The 16,983-nt window shown below is 34.7% G+C and carries 15 protein-coding genes and 1 other RNA gene; 5 read left to right on the top strand and 11 right to left on the bottom strand.

Annotated elements, in window-relative coordinates; genetic code table 11:
* The first annotated feature begins 3 nt into the window (after positions 1–3).
* Entirely contained in the window at positions 4–1,419 is a 1,416-nt protein-coding gene (locus EOJ36_RS02435) for a DUF1501 domain-containing protein (protein WP_127802425.1), read from the top strand.
* Between the two features lie 2 nt (positions 1,420–1,421).
* Here EOJ36_RS02435 and EOJ36_RS02430 read toward each other — a convergent pair whose 3' ends face one another.
* The 3 genes from EOJ36_RS02430 to EOJ36_RS02420 all read right to left on the bottom strand — a co-directional run bounded on the left by EOJ36_RS02430 (position 1,422) and on the right by EOJ36_RS02420 (position 3,294).
* Positions 1,422–2,216 (bottom strand): class I SAM-dependent methyltransferase, encoded by a 795-nt coding sequence (locus EOJ36_RS02430; protein WP_164847815.1) that lies wholly within the window; start codon positions 2,214–2,216, stop codon positions 1,422–1,424.
* A 50-nt stretch (positions 2,217–2,266) separates the two neighbouring features.
* Positions 2,267–2,634: a transfer-messenger RNA gene (gene ssrA, locus EOJ36_RS02425) on the bottom strand.
* Between the two features lie 195 nt (positions 2,635–2,829).
* Entirely contained in the window at positions 2,830–3,294 is a 465-nt protein-coding gene (locus EOJ36_RS02420; protein WP_127802423.1) for an Lrp/AsnC family transcriptional regulator, read from the bottom strand.
* 225 nt (positions 3,295–3,519) lie between these two features.
* Between EOJ36_RS02420 and ald the strand changes: the two genes are divergently transcribed.
* Positions 3,520–4,593: an alanine dehydrogenase gene (gene ald / locus EOJ36_RS02415; protein WP_127802422.1), complete on the top strand. Its 1,074-nt coding sequence runs from the start codon at positions 3,520–3,522 to the stop codon at positions 4,591–4,593.
* 17 nt (positions 4,594–4,610) lie between these two features.
* Here ald and EOJ36_RS02410 read toward each other — a convergent pair whose 3' ends face one another.
* The 3 genes from EOJ36_RS02410 to EOJ36_RS02400 are packed head-to-tail and all read right to left on the bottom strand — an operon-like array spanning position 4,611 to position 8,527.
* Complete coding sequence (locus EOJ36_RS02410) at positions 4,611–5,903, bottom strand: TolC family protein (protein WP_127802421.1); 1,293 nt, start codon at positions 5,901–5,903, stop codon at positions 4,611–4,613.
* A 1-nt stretch (position 5,904) separates the two neighbouring features.
* Positions 5,905–7,488, bottom strand: a complete 1,584-nt coding sequence (locus EOJ36_RS02405) for a DHA2 family efflux MFS transporter permease subunit (RefSeq protein WP_127802420.1) — start codon at positions 7,486–7,488, stop codon at positions 5,905–5,907.
* Between the two features lies 1 nt (position 7,489).
* Positions 7,490–8,527, bottom strand: a complete 1,038-nt coding sequence (locus tag EOJ36_RS02400; RefSeq protein WP_127802419.1) for an HlyD family secretion protein — start codon at positions 8,525–8,527, stop codon at positions 7,490–7,492.
* Between the two features lie 106 nt (positions 8,528–8,633).
* Between EOJ36_RS02400 and EOJ36_RS02395 the strand changes: the two genes are divergently transcribed.
* Positions 8,634–9,113, top strand: coding sequence for a MarR family winged helix-turn-helix transcriptional regulator (locus EOJ36_RS02395; RefSeq protein ID WP_127802418.1), 480 nt, complete (start codon positions 8,634–8,636; stop codon positions 9,111–9,113).
* Here EOJ36_RS02395 and EOJ36_RS02390 read toward each other — a convergent pair.
* The 4 genes from EOJ36_RS02390 to alaS are packed head-to-tail and all read right to left on the bottom strand — an operon-like array spanning position 9,110 to position 14,742.
* The gene (locus EOJ36_RS02390; RefSeq protein WP_127802417.1) at positions 9,110–10,543 is read right to left on the bottom strand and encodes an ATP-dependent DNA helicase; all 1,434 of its coding nucleotides are present in this window, start codon (positions 10,541–10,543) and stop codon (positions 9,110–9,112) included. The genes EOJ36_RS02395 and EOJ36_RS02390 overlap by 4 nt on opposite strands.
* A gap of 12 nt (positions 10,544–10,555) precedes the next feature.
* Positions 10,556–11,155, bottom strand: coding sequence for an aminotransferase class IV (locus tag EOJ36_RS02385; protein WP_127802416.1), 600 nt, complete (start codon positions 11,153–11,155; stop codon positions 10,556–10,558).
* Entirely contained in the window at positions 11,155–12,099 is a 945-nt protein-coding gene (locus EOJ36_RS02380; protein WP_238944376.1) for an aminodeoxychorismate synthase component I, read from the bottom strand. Before EOJ36_RS02380 ends, EOJ36_RS02385 begins: the two co-directional genes overlap by 1 nt.
* 9 nt (positions 12,100–12,108) lie before the next feature.
* Positions 12,109–14,742 carry an alanine--tRNA ligase gene (alaS, locus tag EOJ36_RS02375; protein WP_127802415.1) on the bottom strand — a complete coding sequence of 878 codons (2,634 nt, stop codon included), beginning with the start codon at positions 14,740–14,742 and terminating at the stop codon, positions 12,109–12,111.
* A gap of 77 nt (positions 14,743–14,819) precedes the next feature.
* Between alaS and EOJ36_RS02370 the strand changes: the two genes are divergently transcribed.
* A complete protein-coding gene (locus tag EOJ36_RS02370) occupies positions 14,820–15,140 on the top strand; it encodes a MerR family transcriptional regulator (protein ID WP_127802414.1) in 321 nt (106 codons plus the stop codon).
* Between the two features lie 23 nt (positions 15,141–15,163).
* The gene (dprA, locus tag EOJ36_RS02365; protein ID WP_127802413.1) at positions 15,164–16,276 is read left to right on the top strand and encodes a DNA-processing protein DprA; all 1,113 of its coding nucleotides are present in this window, start codon (positions 15,164–15,166) and stop codon (positions 16,274–16,276) included.
* On the opposite strand, the gene pyrE is transcribed toward dprA, so the two are convergent.
* Positions 16,273–16,917 (bottom strand): orotate phosphoribosyltransferase, encoded by a 645-nt coding sequence (gene pyrE, locus EOJ36_RS02360; protein WP_127802412.1) that lies wholly within the window; start codon positions 16,915–16,917, stop codon positions 16,273–16,275. The genes dprA and pyrE overlap by 4 nt on opposite strands.
* Between the last annotated feature and the right edge of the window lie 66 nt (positions 16,918–16,983).

The raw sequence follows: 16,983 nt of genomic DNA, 5'->3' as shown, positions 1-16,983 counted from the left end.
AAGATGATCCAGCCTTTTAATCGAAGAGATTTTTTAACTAAAGCTAGCCTTGCTAGTTTAGCCGCAATGGGTGCAGGTGCCCCCATCTTAAATTTTGGGAATAAAGCGGAACAGATGGTAGCCTCTGCCGACACCGTTATTTTGCTTTGGATGGCAGGAGGGATGGCACATACAGAAACCTTTGACCCAAAGCAATTTACTCCTTATGAAAAGGATATGGACGCGAATCGGGTATTGAGTACCTTTAAATCTGTTCCTACAGCATTAGATGGTATTCATTTTTCTGAAGGTTTGGAGAAAATTGGTAAGGTATTGGATAAAGGAACCTTGATTCGTTCTTATGTGGCAGCCGATTTAGGATTTATCTTACATTCTCGACACCAATACAATTGGCATACCTGTTACGAGCCACCACAAACGGTAGCAGCACCACACATTGGGGCATGGATTGCCAAATTGAAAGGTCCTAATAACCCTGTAATTCCATCTTTTATAGATATTGGACAACGTTTTACCGTTGGGGAATCTGAAGAACTGAAGGCCTTCCATACGGCGGGATTTTTAGGAAATGAATTTGGACCTTTTTTTATTCCGGACCCAAGTCAAGGTTTAGATAGCGTTCGTCCTCCTATTGGTATGGATTTGAAACGATTTGAAGGTCGAAATCAATTGTATAAAAATTTAATTAACAAAAGTGCTTGGGGTGAAGTCGGCAGTGATTACCAGAAAGAATCCTTACAGCGTTCGATGGAACAGGCCTATATGTTATTGAATTCGCCTGAGGCAAAGGCATTCAATTTAAAAGATGAGCCAAAAGAATCGTATGATATTTATAATACTGGTCGATTTGGCCTGGGATGTTTATTGGCCCGTCGCTTAACTGAACAAGGAGCAAGATTTATCTCTGTTACCACCGAATATGAACCTTTTGTGGGCTGGGATACGCATGAGAACGGACATACCCGATTGGAAAAAATGAAAGCGATGATTGACGGTCCGGTGGCGCAATTGATTAAAGATTTAGACAAAACTGGCCATTTGGATAGAACCCTAGTGATTTTAGCCAGCGAATTTAGTCGAGATATGATGATGGAAGGTCGACCAGGGGCTACCGTAAAAGAACAAGTGGCGCAGCCAGATAAAATCAGTGAAATGAAATTCTACGGCATGCATCGACATTTTACAGACGGCTGTTCGATGTTAATGTTTGGTGGTGGAATTAAACGAGGAAATGTATATGGAAAAACCGCTGATGAACGGCCGTGTAAAACCATTGAAAATCCTGTTCGGATAGCGGAAATACATCAAACCATTTATCATACTTTGGGTATCAAACCTGATACGAATGTTGAAATTGAAAAAAGACCATTTTATACCACTCCCGATGGGAAAGGAAAAGCAGTGATGGAGCTATTTTGAAATTATTTTTTTAAAACATAAAAATTGCAAGCAGGTCCTATTTTATTAAGGGTGTTTTTTGAATGATATCTATAATTTAATGATAAAATTTTACCTAAAAACCTGTCTAGGTAAATATATCTTTTATCATTATAAGGGTGATTTTTAAATATTTTTACCCAAAATAAATCTAATGGTTTGGTAAAACAATACGAAGATTTTATTATCCCAAATCCAGATTCTATAATAATTTTATCAAATATTTTTTTAGGAATACCTCTTTCATTTTTAGTTAGGCCTGGTCTGAATTTTGTCCAATCTCCCATTGATTTGATTGGTTCTCGTATTAAAATATAACCGCCGGGCTTTAAAATTCTATATAATTCAGCCATTACATAGCTAACATTTGGAATGTGATGTAAAACCCCAAAGCAGGTAATTAGATCTACTGAATTTGATTCCAAAGGAATATTACCTTTAATACTTGGTTTAATGTAATTGAGTGGAATTCCAAAATTTTCAAGTTGAGTTAAATTATCAGAAGGTTCAATTACATATATTTTTTTTAACTTATTTTTTATTGGGGATAATTCTTCACAAAATCCACCTCCAAAACTTACAACCGTGTCAAAAGTTTGATTTGATGGTAAATAGTTAAAACCATTTAGAATGTTTAATTGATGGTAGGGGTATTCTTCAGATAAACCTTCATTAGGATAAAGTTTTGCGTATTCTAATTCTTCTTCATACCATACGGAGATTTGATTTTCATTAAAATCATCCCCGTATAGAAAATTCCCACTGAAGTAGTTATTCATTAAATTAAAATTAAATTTTTCACTCTTCACTTTTCACTCTTCACTTAATCTTGTGGAGTCGGAGGGATTCGAACCCTCGTCCAAACCTAACAATCCATAGCTTTCTACACGTTTAGTTGCTTTTAATTTTCGATTAACAGCAGGCCAGCAGCCAGCCACATTGTTAACTTATTCTTTGGATACTAACAAGTGTTTAAAGAAATCACACCTATCGACTCTGCATGTCGACGCTCAGATGCCCTCCTCGGCAGAGTTTGAAAGAGGCTGAACGATGGCTATTGGTTAATCTTCCTGATTAAGCAGCCATGGCATACGAAGTATTGCCAGCTATTGTTCGAAGGTTTTTTTAACAGGAAATACCTACAACTCCCGACGTGCTTACCATCAACCGTTTAAGCTGTCAAAACCGGTCGACCCCTTTTTTAATTGTTAATTGTTAATTATTAATGGTGAATTAATTTTTACAAAATTAACAATAAACTATCAAAAATTAACGATTAACAATTAACAATTAACAATTAAGAATTAACAATTAACAATTAACAATTAAGAATTAACAATTAACAATTAACAATTAACAATTAACAATTAACAATTAACAATTAACAATTATTTATATAGGTAGTTTCGTACTATTCTTCACCTCATTCATTACAAACAAACTATTGATGTGTGCCACGGAGGGCAAAGCCGAAAGTTTCTCTTGGTAAAATCGGTGATAAGAATCAACATCTGAGCATACAACAGTTATATGATAATCAAAGTTCCCGGAAATTAACTGACAGGCCGTAACTTCTGGAAATGCTTGTACAGCTCTCTCAAATTCATTGAAATTAGTGCGATTTTGTTTTTCCAAGGTGACCTGACAATGTACCATCAAACCCAAATTCAGCATCTTTCTGTTTAATAAAGCTACTTGCTTAATGATAAAACCCATTTCTTCCAAGTTTTTGATGCGTTCGTGCGTAGGACTTATTGATAAGTTTACCTCTTCAGCAATCTCTTTAGTTGTAATTTGACTGTTTTCCTGAAGAAGTTTTAATATTTTAATATCTAAGGGGTCAAGCAAATGTTTCATTTCTCAAAATTTTTTTCGGTTTGTACTTATTAAGTTTGTGTTATACAGAAAAATTTTCTGTCGTTTTTAAAATTACAGAAAAATATACTTATTTATTTTGATTCTTCGGAAATTTTTTAGGTTTGCTTACCTTTGTGTGGTATTATACTTCATCAATGGTAACGACCACTGGACTTTTTCCGGTGGTCGTTCTTTTTTTACTTCATCACTAAAACTAAAAACATCATGATCATTGGAGTCCCAAAAGAAATTAAGGTTCAAGAATATCGTGTAGGACTTACTCCTGCAGGTGTCCATTCTTTAGTTGGAAATGGACATTCAGTGTATGTTGAAACCCAGGCGGGTGTCGGTTCTGGATTTTCAGATGATGCTTATGAAATGGCTGGTGCTAAAATTTTAGATTCTGCAGCTAAGGTATATGCAATTGCTGAAATGATTGTAAAAGTCAAAGAACCACAAAATATTGAATTTCCACTTATAAAAGAAAATCAAATAGTTTTTACTTATTTTCATTTTGCTGCTTCAAGGGAATTAACAGAAGCTATGTTAGCCTCAAAAGCCATTTGTATTACTTATGAAACAGTTGAGAATGACGATAAAAGTTTACCGCTTTTAACTCCAATGTCAGAAGTTGCTGGCAGAATGGCTGTACAAGTAGGTGCCTATTATTTGGGAAAGCCACAAGGAGGGAAAGGAAAATTGTTGGGTGGGGTTCCAGGAGTTAAACCCGCTAATGTGTTGATTTTAGGTGGGGGAGTTGTTGGTACGCAAGCTGCAAAAATGGCAGCAGGTCTTGGTGCCAATGTGACAATAATGGATACCAATTTAAGTCGTTTACGTTTTTTAGAAGATACCTTACCGCCCAATGTTGATACCCAATTTTCGACTTCTTATGCCATTCAGGAGCATTTGGCAAAGGTTGATTTAATCATTGGTGCTGTGTTGTTGCATGGAGCAAAAGCACCTCATTTAATCAAAAAAGAAGATTTGCTTAGAATGGAGAAGGGAACTGTTTTGGTAGATGTTGCTGTGGACCAAGGTGGTTGTATCGAAACATGTAAACCAACCACACACGAAAATCCAATTTTTGAAATTGATGGAATTGTACACTATTGTGTGGCAAACATGCCAGGTGCGGTTCCGCAAACCTCTACTTTGGCTCTAACCCAAGCGACTTTGCCGTATGTGCAACTATTGGCGAATTTAGGATGGGAAGAGGCCTGTAAACAAAACAATTCACTCTCCAAAGGCCTAAGCCTTTCGAAGGGTGAATTGTTAGATGTACGTTTAATAGGTTAGAGGGTTACCAATAGGGGTTACTTCCAGAAAGTTTCCCCTATTATTTTTCTTAATTCTACCTCTTGTTTTTTGGCTTGATAATTAAATTGTACAAGCGACAATTGTGCCTCTTCCACTAAATTTTCAGCCAAATCTAATTCGATTTTTTTGATCAACCCTTGAGCATATCTATCAGATGCCAACTTTAAAGCATATTGTGCTTGTTGTACTGCTTTTTCCTGAGCATCAATGCGTTGCATCATGGTAATTAAAGTGTTTCTGGCACTTCTTTCAGCATAACTTAACTTTTTCTCAGTATCTGTTTTAAGGTATTGAATTCGTTCTTCATTTAATTTCGCAATTTGAGTTTGCATATCAGTTCTTTTGCCTGAGTAGATCGGGATGTTTAATTTTATACCTAACACCGAGTTTAAACGGAAATCATCTGAAAATGCAGGAGTTTCTCCATTTAATCTAGGAACATAGCCATTTTTCACCCCAATCGTGGCAATTCCTGCCAAAGATGGAAGATTGCCTCCTTTTGAAAACTCAGTTTCCTTTTTGGCTAATACTTCTTGTGCTGAATATGACTGCAAATCTAAATTATGAGTCAATGTTTGCTCGGAGATGTATTTTTTGTCTGGACTAATTGATTGGTCTTTCAAAAGTCCACTCGCGTCTTTTCCATAAAGGGTCGAAAGATAATCTAACAAATCAAATAATTGTCGTTCAATCTCCGCTATTTTAACCGAATGATTTTGATTTCGAACCTGCTGTGCAATTTTTTCATATTCTAAATTAATGCCAGAATTTACTTGTTTCGAAATGATATCCAATTGTTCTTCTAATCGCTTTTGTTGATTTTTTTGAACGAACAAACTTTTATTCAATAATTGGAATTGATAATACAGTTGGGTTATTTGATAGGCTAAATTTGACTCTTGACTTTCAATTTGAGCCGCAGTAACAGCATTCTCCAAACGTGTTTTTTCAATTGCAATTGCATTTTTACCCCAATCATAAATCACATGATTTGCAGAAAAACCCGTTGTATAATTCATGTTTGGTTGAAATTGCAAACTCATTCCATTGAAATTTGCTTTTGCCACAGGATCTATTCGCGTAACTCCCAAATCGGCTCCAATAACAGGTTTGGCCATAGACTCCTGAATTTGAGTTTTAACTTCTCCAATTTTTAATAGAGATTTCTGACTTTTCAATGCTGAGGAATTAGCAAGAATTCCGTTAATGAGTGTGTTCAAATCGGAGTTTTGTGCATTGCCTAAAAAGGATAATGCAAGGATTCCAGAAAGGATGATAAGTTTTTTCATATTAATGCGCTTCTTCTGCTGCTTTATTTAACTTGTTAATTTCTGCTTGTGACCTCTTAGGTGTTCTTAATAAAAACACAAAAGGGAAAATGCAGATGAAAATGATGGATACTAACCTGAATGTATCCAAATAAGCCAAATAATAGGCTTGCTTGGTTACAATTAGGTCAATATTCTTGTAGGCAACTTGCGTTGCTTGAAAGGCATCACCAGTTTTCTGTTGAATCATGGATGCAATTCCTTGAAAACGTTGTTGAAATAGTGGATTTTCTGGAGTAATATTCGCTAATAAATCACTTCTGTGCTGTGCAGCACGCGATGTGGCATAATTATTGGCAACCGCAATTCCAAAAGCTCCACCCAATTGTCGGATCATATTCGATATCGAAATACCTGAGCCAAAATCTTTAGGCTCTAAACCGGCAACGGCTTGATTAATCAGTGGCATTTGCAACATAGATACTCCTACAACACGCAACATTTGCATAGGGAAAAAATCTGCACTGCCCATATCAGCAGTGGAACTTCCACCGATAAATCCGAAAATCACATAAATACATATTCCTGCAACCATAAATGGAATAGGTTTACCACCAGTTGATAAATATTTACCAATGACAGGGAAGAGGAATACCCCTAAAAATGTAGGTAACATCAGCGACCATCCTGTTTCGGTAGGTGTCAACCCATTAATACGTTGAACCATTAATGGATAAACAAAAACTGAAGTAAACAAACCAAAACCACCTACTACCGTAAAAATAGAACTCATAGCAAATGTTTTGTTATTGAATACATTCAAATTTACTACAGGGTGTTCTGTTGTTTTTTCCCTCCAAATGAATCCGATTAATCCTAATATTGTGGTGATGGTTAATAGGGTAATAGTTCTAGATTCAAACCATCCCTCTCCTTCACCTTTTTCTAATATGTACTGAATTGAACCAACAAATAACATTAACAGTAAAATTCCGGGATAATCAATTTTGATTTTATCCTTATGCGTTCCTTCACCAGGTTTTCGTTCAATGAAAACAATGGTTAATACGGTTGCTAAAACACAAATAGGTATGTTGACAAAGAAAATGTCTGACCATTTTAAATTATCTACAATCCAACCTCCAAGTACAGGTCCTAAAGAAGGTCCCATTACAATTCCCATGGCAAAAAATCCAGATGCCAAAGGTCTTTCATCAGCATCAAATGCATCAAATAAAATTGCCTGTGAAGTGGATAGGAGTGCTCCTCCACCAATTCCTTGGATAAATCTCCACATGACAAGCTCCCATAGGCTGTCACTCATTCCGCAGAAATACGAAGCAATACCAAATATGATGATCGAAGTGGTATAATAATTTTTTCGACCAAAATATTCTCCTAAAAAGCCAGTCATGGGGATAATGATTACATTGGCAATCGCATAACTTGTGATTACCCAAGCAATATCTTCAATTGTTGCACCCAGTGAACCAGATATTTGGTTCAAGGCCACATTCACAATCGTGGTATCCAACAATTCCATGATGGCAGCGGTAATCGTTGTTAATACAATGATTACTTTCGCAAATCCTTGTGGTTTTGCCATATTACTTTACAGGAATAGAAACTTCTAATGACAAACCAGCTCTCAACATTGATTTTACTTTGGCTAAATCTTTGATTGCAATTTTAACTGGAACGCGTTGAGCTACTTTCACAAAGTTTCCAGAAGCATTATCCGGAGGCAATAAAGATGCCTTTGCTCCAGTTGATTCTGAAATAGAAACGATAGTTCCTTCAATTTTATCATTAGGATACGCATCTAAAACAATTTCAGCTGATTGACCCACTTGTAATTTTCCAACTTGTGTTTCCTTGAAATTAGCAACCACCCAATATTGCGAATCGTCAACAATTGTCATCAATGGTTGAGAAACCTGAATGAATTGTCCAGGTTCTACTGATTTTTTACCAATTTTTCCATTTTCTGGTGCCAAAACAACAAAGTAACTTAGTTTTAATTCTTGTTGTTTAACCTTGATTTCTTTTAATTTCAATGCATTTTCAGCTTTTCTTAAAAGTGAAGTTAAGATGGCTTTCTTTGATTCGGTACTTGCATATTCTGCTTTCGCACCCGTTAATTTTACGTCGGCTAAGTCTTTTTGGTCCTTAATCTCTAATAATTGTTGGTGGGTAATGGCCTTATTCTTTTCTAAAGTAGAATAAGTTGTAAAATCACGCTCAAATTTACTTGCTCCAACTTGGGCAGCAGTAACTTGTGATTTCTGTGCGATCAATCCTTTTTCTAAATTTGATAAATTTGCTTTTGCATTTTCAATTTCAATTTTAGCTTGTTCCACATCCGCTTTCATTTCCTCTAATGCCAATTGCGCTTCCGTATCATCAATTACTAAAAGCGTATCGCCTTTCTTTACTTCTTCAAAATCGTTTATGTGTACAGATTTTACATATCCTGAGGCTCTACTTAAAACAGGGACAAAATAGGTCTCTATTTGTGCATTATCCGTGTCTTCATGTGTACTTACATATCTGTATTTGTTGAAACCATAAATGGCTGCAACTAATAGGACTACTCCAAGAATGATTTTGGGTAAATTACTTTTTGCTTTTTCTGTTTTTGACATAGAGATTTTATTTTTTGACAAAATAACAAAGCTTTTTAAAGATTGTCAAGTAAGTTGACTAATATTTATTTTTTTTCATTATTTTTGTACAAAAATTAGATTTTTTTTGAAAAAAGCAGATTCAAAACATATTCTTGCCCGCTTATTGGTTCGTTCTTACCGATTTATCAAACACTTGAATGCTGAGTATTTGAAATCGAAGGGTTATGAGCATATTAAAATTGGACATGTAATGGTCATGATGAATTTGAAGGATGAGCCTATTGCTGTTTCTGAAGTAGTAAAATGCTTAGAAATGTCGAAACAAGCTGTAAGTGTTTTAATCAAAGAATTAATTTCCAAAAATTTTGTAGAAACCACTAAACATCCGAATGATTCTCGGGCAATTTTGATTGGAAAGACAATTGAGGGAGATAAGTTTTTAGAAATTTTAAAGGAATCTAGAAAGAAATTAGACGAAGAAGTAGGAGATATTTTGGGAGAGGAGCGTTTAGAAAATCTAAAGGATTTATTGGTCGATTTGGTTGATAATTTTGAAAAGCGTTGGGGAAAATTAAACGATTCTATTTCAAGTACTAAACTCTAAGAATAAAATTTCTCATTAAAATTAACCAAAAAAACTTCGTGAGTTGCACGAGTAATAGCAGTGTATATCCAACGAATAAACTCTGAATCAATTTGTTCTTCTTTTAAAAATCCTTGATCTACAAAAACCGCAGGCCATTGTCCACCTTGCGATTTATGACAAGTTAAAGCATAAGCAAACTTGACCTGAAGGGCATTCAAATAAGGATCTTTTCGGATAGCTTCATTTCTGTCTTTTTTCTTTCCAATGTTTGCGTAATCTTCGCAAACAGAATCGTAAAGTTTTTTCGATTGTTCTTTATTCAAAGAGGTTTCTGCTGAATATAGTGTTTCAAGAAGTATTTTAGCTTCTACGGGTTCATGTCCCTCATAATCTAATAATCGCAATTCGACATTCAAAAATCGAAAGCCATGCATTTCTTCCTCTCGCTTAATTTTTAAAATCTCGGCAAAATCACCATTGGCCAAAAATCCGGCAGGGGAGTCTTCATCTAACCAAAAATAATTGTTTCGAACAATCATGATCAAATCTCCAGCAGAGATTTCATCTTCTTGGTACAAAATGGTATTTCTTATATATCTATTGTATTGAACAGCATTTTTGTTGGATCGGGTTAAGACGATGGTGTTTTCTTTGCCAAATTTACGATACGCATAATTCATTCCATCTTCCATTTTCTCTCCATTCATTTTAAAGAAATCCCTAAATGCCTTGGTTTGAAATTGTATGGTGTTCGATTGCTGATTCAATAAATTACGCAATTGAGTTGCATTGTAAAGAATGCCAGAATGTAATTCCTGACGCATCACATCCGTTAGCTCATGTTCATCTACTTCCATATGGAAATTCGAATGAATATAATCCTTGGAAAGGGCAGGAGAAAGTGGAGTTCCTACTGGCGGTAATTGGGCCGTATCGCCAACAAATATTAGTTTATTTCCATTGTGTCCATTTTCAGGATTGGTAAAAACAAATTCAATTAAATCACCCAATAAACTATTGCTACCAAATTCTTTTTCATCGGAAATCATTGAAGATTCATCAACAATAAAAATGGTGTTTGTGGCGTAGTTCGGAATTCTTTGAAAGGATAAGTTGCCTGTATGTGAGTTACTAACTTGTCGGTAAATTTTTTTATGTATCGTACTGGCCTTTTTCTTTGAATAATTGGCCATAACCTTTGCTGCTCTGCCTGTGGGGGCAATTAATTGTGATTTATAGCCAAATTGAGGTAAGATTTTTATGAGGGTTGAAATGAAAGTTGTTTTTCCCGTTCCAGCATATCCTTTAATGATAAATGTCAAGGCCGACCATTCATCTTTATTTTGGATAAATTTTCCTAATTTTTGAAACAATGCCGCTTGCGAGGGTGTTGGTTCAAAAGGAAATTTTTGATGCAATAAAAAACTGGGAGATTTTTCTGAACTCATTTCAGTTCAAAATTAAACAATGCAATCTGTTAGCGAAAGTGAATTTTCATAATTCAATTCTCTAAATACATTAATCAAGCTAATTCGCTCAAATTCGTGGATTTGTTTCACAAAAATATCAATTTCTTGGATTTTATTTTCTGTCAATAGCCTAGTTCTAGTTGTTCCATTTAACAAAGGTTGTTTGGGAGTATATGCTTTTTCACCTTTCCAAAAAACCAAATTGGCAATGGTGCAATCTGTGATCAAACCATTTTTATGAAATATAACTTCATCTACCTCTGGATTATTTTGTAAATGAAATGCAAAAAAACTTCTGTCTGCCCATTTGTAAGGATATTCATATTCTTCTACATCTATCAACGTAAATGTTTTAATTATTTTTTCAGTATATGGTAATATCTCAAAAGATTTGATTTCCTCTTCATAAAGTAATCGCCCTCGAAATATTCCTTCTGAAGGTAATTCCTGTTGTTCGAAAAAATCTTTTAAAGAAAAGGCGTTATCTAATTGATATAAATCCAAAAATGCTTCATTTACCCTTTTTTGATGGTAATGAAGATGTTGGATTGCTCCATTTTTAATTTGAAAAGTTTCTAGTAAATCAAACATTAAAAAGGTAAATATATTTTATCAATTAATTCCTGGTACTCTTTCTCTACTTCTGAAAATATAGTTATTCCTCCACCACTTTTAAAAAATAGTTGATTTCCACGTTGTTCTATGAATCGAATCATAACTGCTGAATCCAAATTTTTACCATCAAATGTACCCATTATTCCCGTATAAAATCCTCTTTTATAGCCTTCTATTTCTTCAATTAAATCGCAAGTAGATTTCTTAGGTGCGCCTGTTATGGAACCTGCAGGTAATAGCTCTCGTAAAATACTTCCAATTTTGTTTTTAAAATTAGGAAGAACTTTGCCAGAAATTTGTGAAGACATTTGCCATAAATCGCCCTCGTGAGTTTGTACTTTTTCTATGTATTTAAAATGGTCAACCTGAATAGGGAAGGCAACTCTGCTTAAATCATTTCGTATCAGATCAACAATAGTTGCATGCTCTGCATTTTCCTTTTCATTTGCCAAAAGTTGTGATTTTGCAAGTTCACTAGCACCTTTTTGGGTACCCTTCATCGGAAAAGAAAAAATGATATTTTCTTTTATTTGAATAAACGTTTCTGGAGAAAAAACAACAAATTGATTGGGAAATAAAAACTTATATTTTGCTTTAGCTTTTTGGTGAATTTGCTCCAAACTCAAATTGGTTTCAATTTCCGTTTCTTGGGTTAAATTCAATAAAAAGGATTTTCCCAATCGCAAAGCCGACTGAACCTGATCAAATTTGACTTTATATTCTTCAAAAGGAATGACCTTTTTCTTTAAATAATATTCATCAGTTTCATTAGTGGTCTCATCAGCGTAATCTGTTGTTCTAAGTTTTGTGGTTATCGCAGCATTTTCCCCTTTATAATCAATTATAAATGAAAATTCTTGCCCATCCTGACTCATTTGATCCATTACGGGTACTAATTCGTCGAAAGGCAAGAATTTCATAAATTAAAACTATAGATACTGAATAGCTTTTGTTAATACATTTGGAAGACCAGCTGGGTTTTGTCCACCCGCTGTAGCTAAAAATGGTTGGCCTCCTCCGCCACCTTGTACTTCTTTGGCCAATTCTCTGATGATATTTCCAGCGTTTAGTCCTTTAGCATCCACTAAATTCTTTGAAATGGCTAAAGCCAAACTTGCTTTTCCTTCTAATTCAGCTACTAATAAACAGAAATGATTATCCTGATTACCTACAATATCAAAAACTAAATTCTTCAAGGCATCTGCATTTGGTACATCAATTTGTTTCACTAAATAGTTAATACCATTTTGTTCTTTTATTTGAGATACTAAAGATGTCTTTAAAATTCCCAGTTCTTTTTGCTGAAAATTGCTCACTACTTTTTGTAAACTAGAATTAGTTTCAACCAATTGTGCCACTGCTTTAATTAAATCTTTTGGAGATTTTAATAATTCATTCAAATGGTCAATGATTAGTTCCTGCTCACTCAATAATTCATAAGCTTTTTGAGAAGTGATTGCTTCTATTCTTCTTACGCCAGTTGCCACAGAACTTTCAGAAATAATTTTAAATAAGCCAATTTCACCCGTTGCTGGCACGTGTGTTCCTCCGCACAATTCAACAGAGAAATCTTTTCCAAAGGTAATTACACGAACAAAATCGCCATATTTTTCACCAAATAAGGCCATAGCACCTTTTGATTTAGCATCTTCTATAGCTACGTTTCTTTCTTCAAGCAATGGTATATTTTGAGCTATTTTTTCATTGACCAAACGTTCAATTTCCAAAATTTCATCCTGCGTAACTTTTTGGAAGTGGGAGAAGTCGAAACGCAGGATTTCTTCATTCACCAAACTACCTTTTTGTGCAACGTGTTTACCTAAAACCGATTGCAAGGCAGCTTGCATTAGGTGTGTTGCCGAATGGTTTTGTGTAATGGCTCTTCTTCTTTTCTGATTGATTTTAGCTACTAAAGGTTCCTCAGCTACTTTTTCAATCATTGGATTATTCACCATGTGAACCACCAAGTCATTTTCCTTTTTGGTATCTATAACTTGGATGATTGTATTGGAATTTTGGAAATGTAAGGTTCCAATATCTCCAACTTGTCCTCCCGACTCTGCATAAAACGGTGTTTCTTCCAATACCACTTTGTATTGAATACCTGCTTTATTTTGAATTTTTTGGTACTTTAAAACTTGTGTAGATGTTTCAAATAAATCATAACCTACAAAACTCGCTTCTTCCTCATCATTCAAGATAACCCAATCTTCAGCACTTGCATTGGCATCTTTACGTGAACGATCTTTTTGTTGTGCTAAAGCTTTTTGGTAACCTTCTTCATCAATTGCTAATTGATTTTCACGTGCAATTAAGGCTGTTAAATCAACAGGAAATCCATAAGTATCATTTAATTCAAATACATCTTCACCAGATAAAATAGTTTTATTGGCAGCTTTTGTGTCTTGCATCAATTTGTCTAAACGAACAAGCCCGGTTGACAAAGTTCTTAAAAAGGATATTTCTTCCTCTTGAATAACTTTTGCTACAAATGATTCTTGAGAAGATAATTCATCAAATACTCCCGCAAATTGTTTTGAAAGAAGTGGCACTAATTCGTACAAAAATGGCTCCTTGAAGTTTAAATAGGTATATCCATAACGAACCGCTCTACGTAAAATTCTACGGATTACATAACCAGCTTTTGCATTAGATGGTAATTGTCCGTCTGCAATGCAAAATGCAATTGCTCTAATGTGGTCTGAAATTACACGCATGGCTATGTCTGACCAATTATCTTTTCCGTAGGCTACCCCACATTTTTTTGATAAATATTGAATGGTCCCTTGGAACACATCTGTATCATAATTGGATTGTTTCCCTTGAATTGCCATACATAAACGCTCAAATCCCATTCCCGTATCTACGTGTTTTTCTGGAAGTGGTACCAAAGAACCATCTGCCATCCGTTCAAACTGCATAAATACATTATTCCAAATCTCTACTACTTGCGGATGATCCGCATTGACCAAGGATTTACCGGGAGTTTTTGCGACCTCGTCTGCATTTCGCAAATCGATATGAATTTCTGAGCAAGGACCACATGGACCCGTTTCACCCATTTCCCAGAAATTATCTTTTTTATTTCCTAAAATAATTCTGTCTTCCCCAACAATTGCCTTCCAAATATCAAAGGCTTCTTGATCAAATGGAACACCTTCCGCCTCAGAACCTTCAAAAACAGAAACATAAATTCTATCTTTGGGTAGTTTGAAAATCTCAGTTAAAAGTTCCCAAGACCAGGTTAAAGCCTCTTTTTTGAAATAATCTCCAAAAGACCAATTGCCCAACATTTCAAACATCGTATGGTGGTAGGTATCAAATCCTACATCCTCCAAATCGTTGTGCTTTCCTGAAACGCGTAAACATTTTTGTGTATCTGCAATTCTTTTAGAAGGAGGGGTTCCATTTCCTAAAAAGAAATCCTTGAATTGTGCCATACCAGAGTTGTTGAACATCAGGGTTGGGTCATTTTTTGCAACAAGGGGTGCAGATGGGACGATTAAATGTCCTTTCGATTTAAAAAAATCTAAAAATTGCTGGCGGATCTCTGTAGAGGTCATTGGGTAATCGTTGAAAATATTGTAAATTGAGTCTTGTTCTTTTTCAAACCCCAAAAATACGGCTTTTTTTGGAAATTATGGAGTTAACTAAGCAATATTATATCATTTCTGAAGTTGCTGATATGTTTGGTGTGAAGACATCAAAAATTCGTTATTGGGAATCACAGTTTCCTCATTTGAGTCCGAAAAGAAAAGCATCTGGAACAAGAAAATATACTCCAGAAGATATTCATAAAATTAAATTGCTGGTTGAGTTAATAGATGAAAAGGGATTAACCATTGAAGGGGCTAAGTTGGCAATCAACAAAAAAGGAGTGCCTAAAAATGAAAATCAAAGCATGATTAATCAGTTAACTGAAATTCGTGATTTTTTACAAGTTTTAAAAGACAATATTTAAAAGGTTTAGCTTAACTTAGCTAAATGCTAACCACTACTTCTGAAACGCAATATTTTATTGCCTTAACTTTATTGAAAAACGTTGGGTCTATTACTGCCCGAAAATTAATTGCTCATTTTGGAACTGCTCAGATGGTTTTTGAAGCAACTACCAAGGAATTGTTAAAGATCCCAGGTGTTGGACATTCTTTTATTAGAGAAATTAAAAATGCTCTTTATTTACATGAAGCTTTAAAAATAATCCAAATTTGCCAAAAGCAGGAGGTTTACATTATTATATACTCAGATGACAATTACCCTCATCGTTTAAAATCGCTTTATGATGCTCCTTTGGTTTTGTATTTTTTAGGAAGTGAAATTCCAAATTCCAATAAAACGCTTGCAGTGGTGGGTACTCGAATGGCAACAGATTATGGAAAAAAAGTGGTTGGACAATTGGTCAGTGAAAGTAAAAATACCAATGCTAATTTTATAAGTGGTTTGGCCTATGGAATAGATATTTGTATGCATGTAAATTGTATTGAAAATCAAATTACAAATTATGCTATTTTAGCTGGTGGTTTTGACCACATCTATCCATTCCAACATAAAAAGTACATAGACCGTATTTTGCAAAATGGTGGACTTATTGCAGAACATCCACCTAGCATAAAACCAGATGCGCGTTATTTCCCCATGCGTAATCGCATTATCGCTGGACTTTCTGATGCTTTAATCGTAGTAGAAGCAGCTCAAAGAGGTGGAGCATTAATTACTGCTGATTTTGCAAATAATTATCACAAAGAAGTATTCGCTGTTCCGGGGAATTTGGATAGGCCTTTTTCGATGGGTTGCAATCAATTAATTGCGAATAATAAGGCAATTGTATATTTAGGTTTTGAAGAATTAATGAAGCAAATGAATTGGTCTAGAGAAAATGATTTAAATTTTTCTAAGCAAATTGAATTAGATTTCTCAAAATTTACACAAAATGAATCTGCTATATTGGCGGCTATTCATCAATTAGGAGATTTATCCATAGATGAATTAGTATGGAAAACTAATTTGACTTCAAAAGAAATTGCCTTAATCTGCCTTTCGCTTGAATGCGATGGACTGATTAAGGCAATACCTGGGAATCGATATATGTTAATTTAAATTTCCTTTCTCCATTCTGATGGATTTACACGCCAATCCTGAAGTGTTACCAATTGGGGTTCCGTAACATAATTTAATTTTACAGCCTCCTCAATTAACACATCATAATTACTTAAAGTAAAAAATGGAATATTTTTTGATTTAAAATTCTGATCTGCAATTTCAAAACCATAAGAAAAAATCGCCACCATTCCCAATACCTCTGCACCTGCTTCAATCAAAGCCTCAGCAGCTTTTAGGGAACTTCCACCAGTTGAAATTAAATCTTCTATTAAAACTACTTTTTGTCCTTTTTCAATTTTACCTTCAATTTGATTCCCCATTCCATGTTTTTTGGGCTCCGGGCGAACATAACAAAAAGGTAAATCTAAATAATCAGAAACTAATGCCCCTTGTGCAATACCTGCAGTTGCAACACCTGCAATTATTTCAACCTCTGGAAAATAACCTTTGACAGCGGCTGATAGAGCATTTTTAATGTAAGTTCTTGTTTTCGGATAAGAAAGTGATATTCTATTGTCGCAATAAATTGGTGAATTCCAACCTGAAGCCCATTTAAAGGGTTGATTGGGTCTTAATTGGATTGCTTTAACCTCTAATAAATGTTGGGCAACTTCTTGTTGAATACTTATATTTTCCATTGTTGAATTAATCACTTTACACACAAATTTAAAATTTAATTCCTGCATTTTGTAAAGAATTTTTAT

This window comes from Sandaracinomonas limnophila (assembly GCF_004005965.1).
Lineage (GTDB): Bacteria > Bacteroidota > Bacteroidia > Cytophagales > Spirosomataceae > Sandaracinomonas > Sandaracinomonas limnophila.
This window is presented reverse-complemented; position numbering and strand designations above follow the sequence as displayed.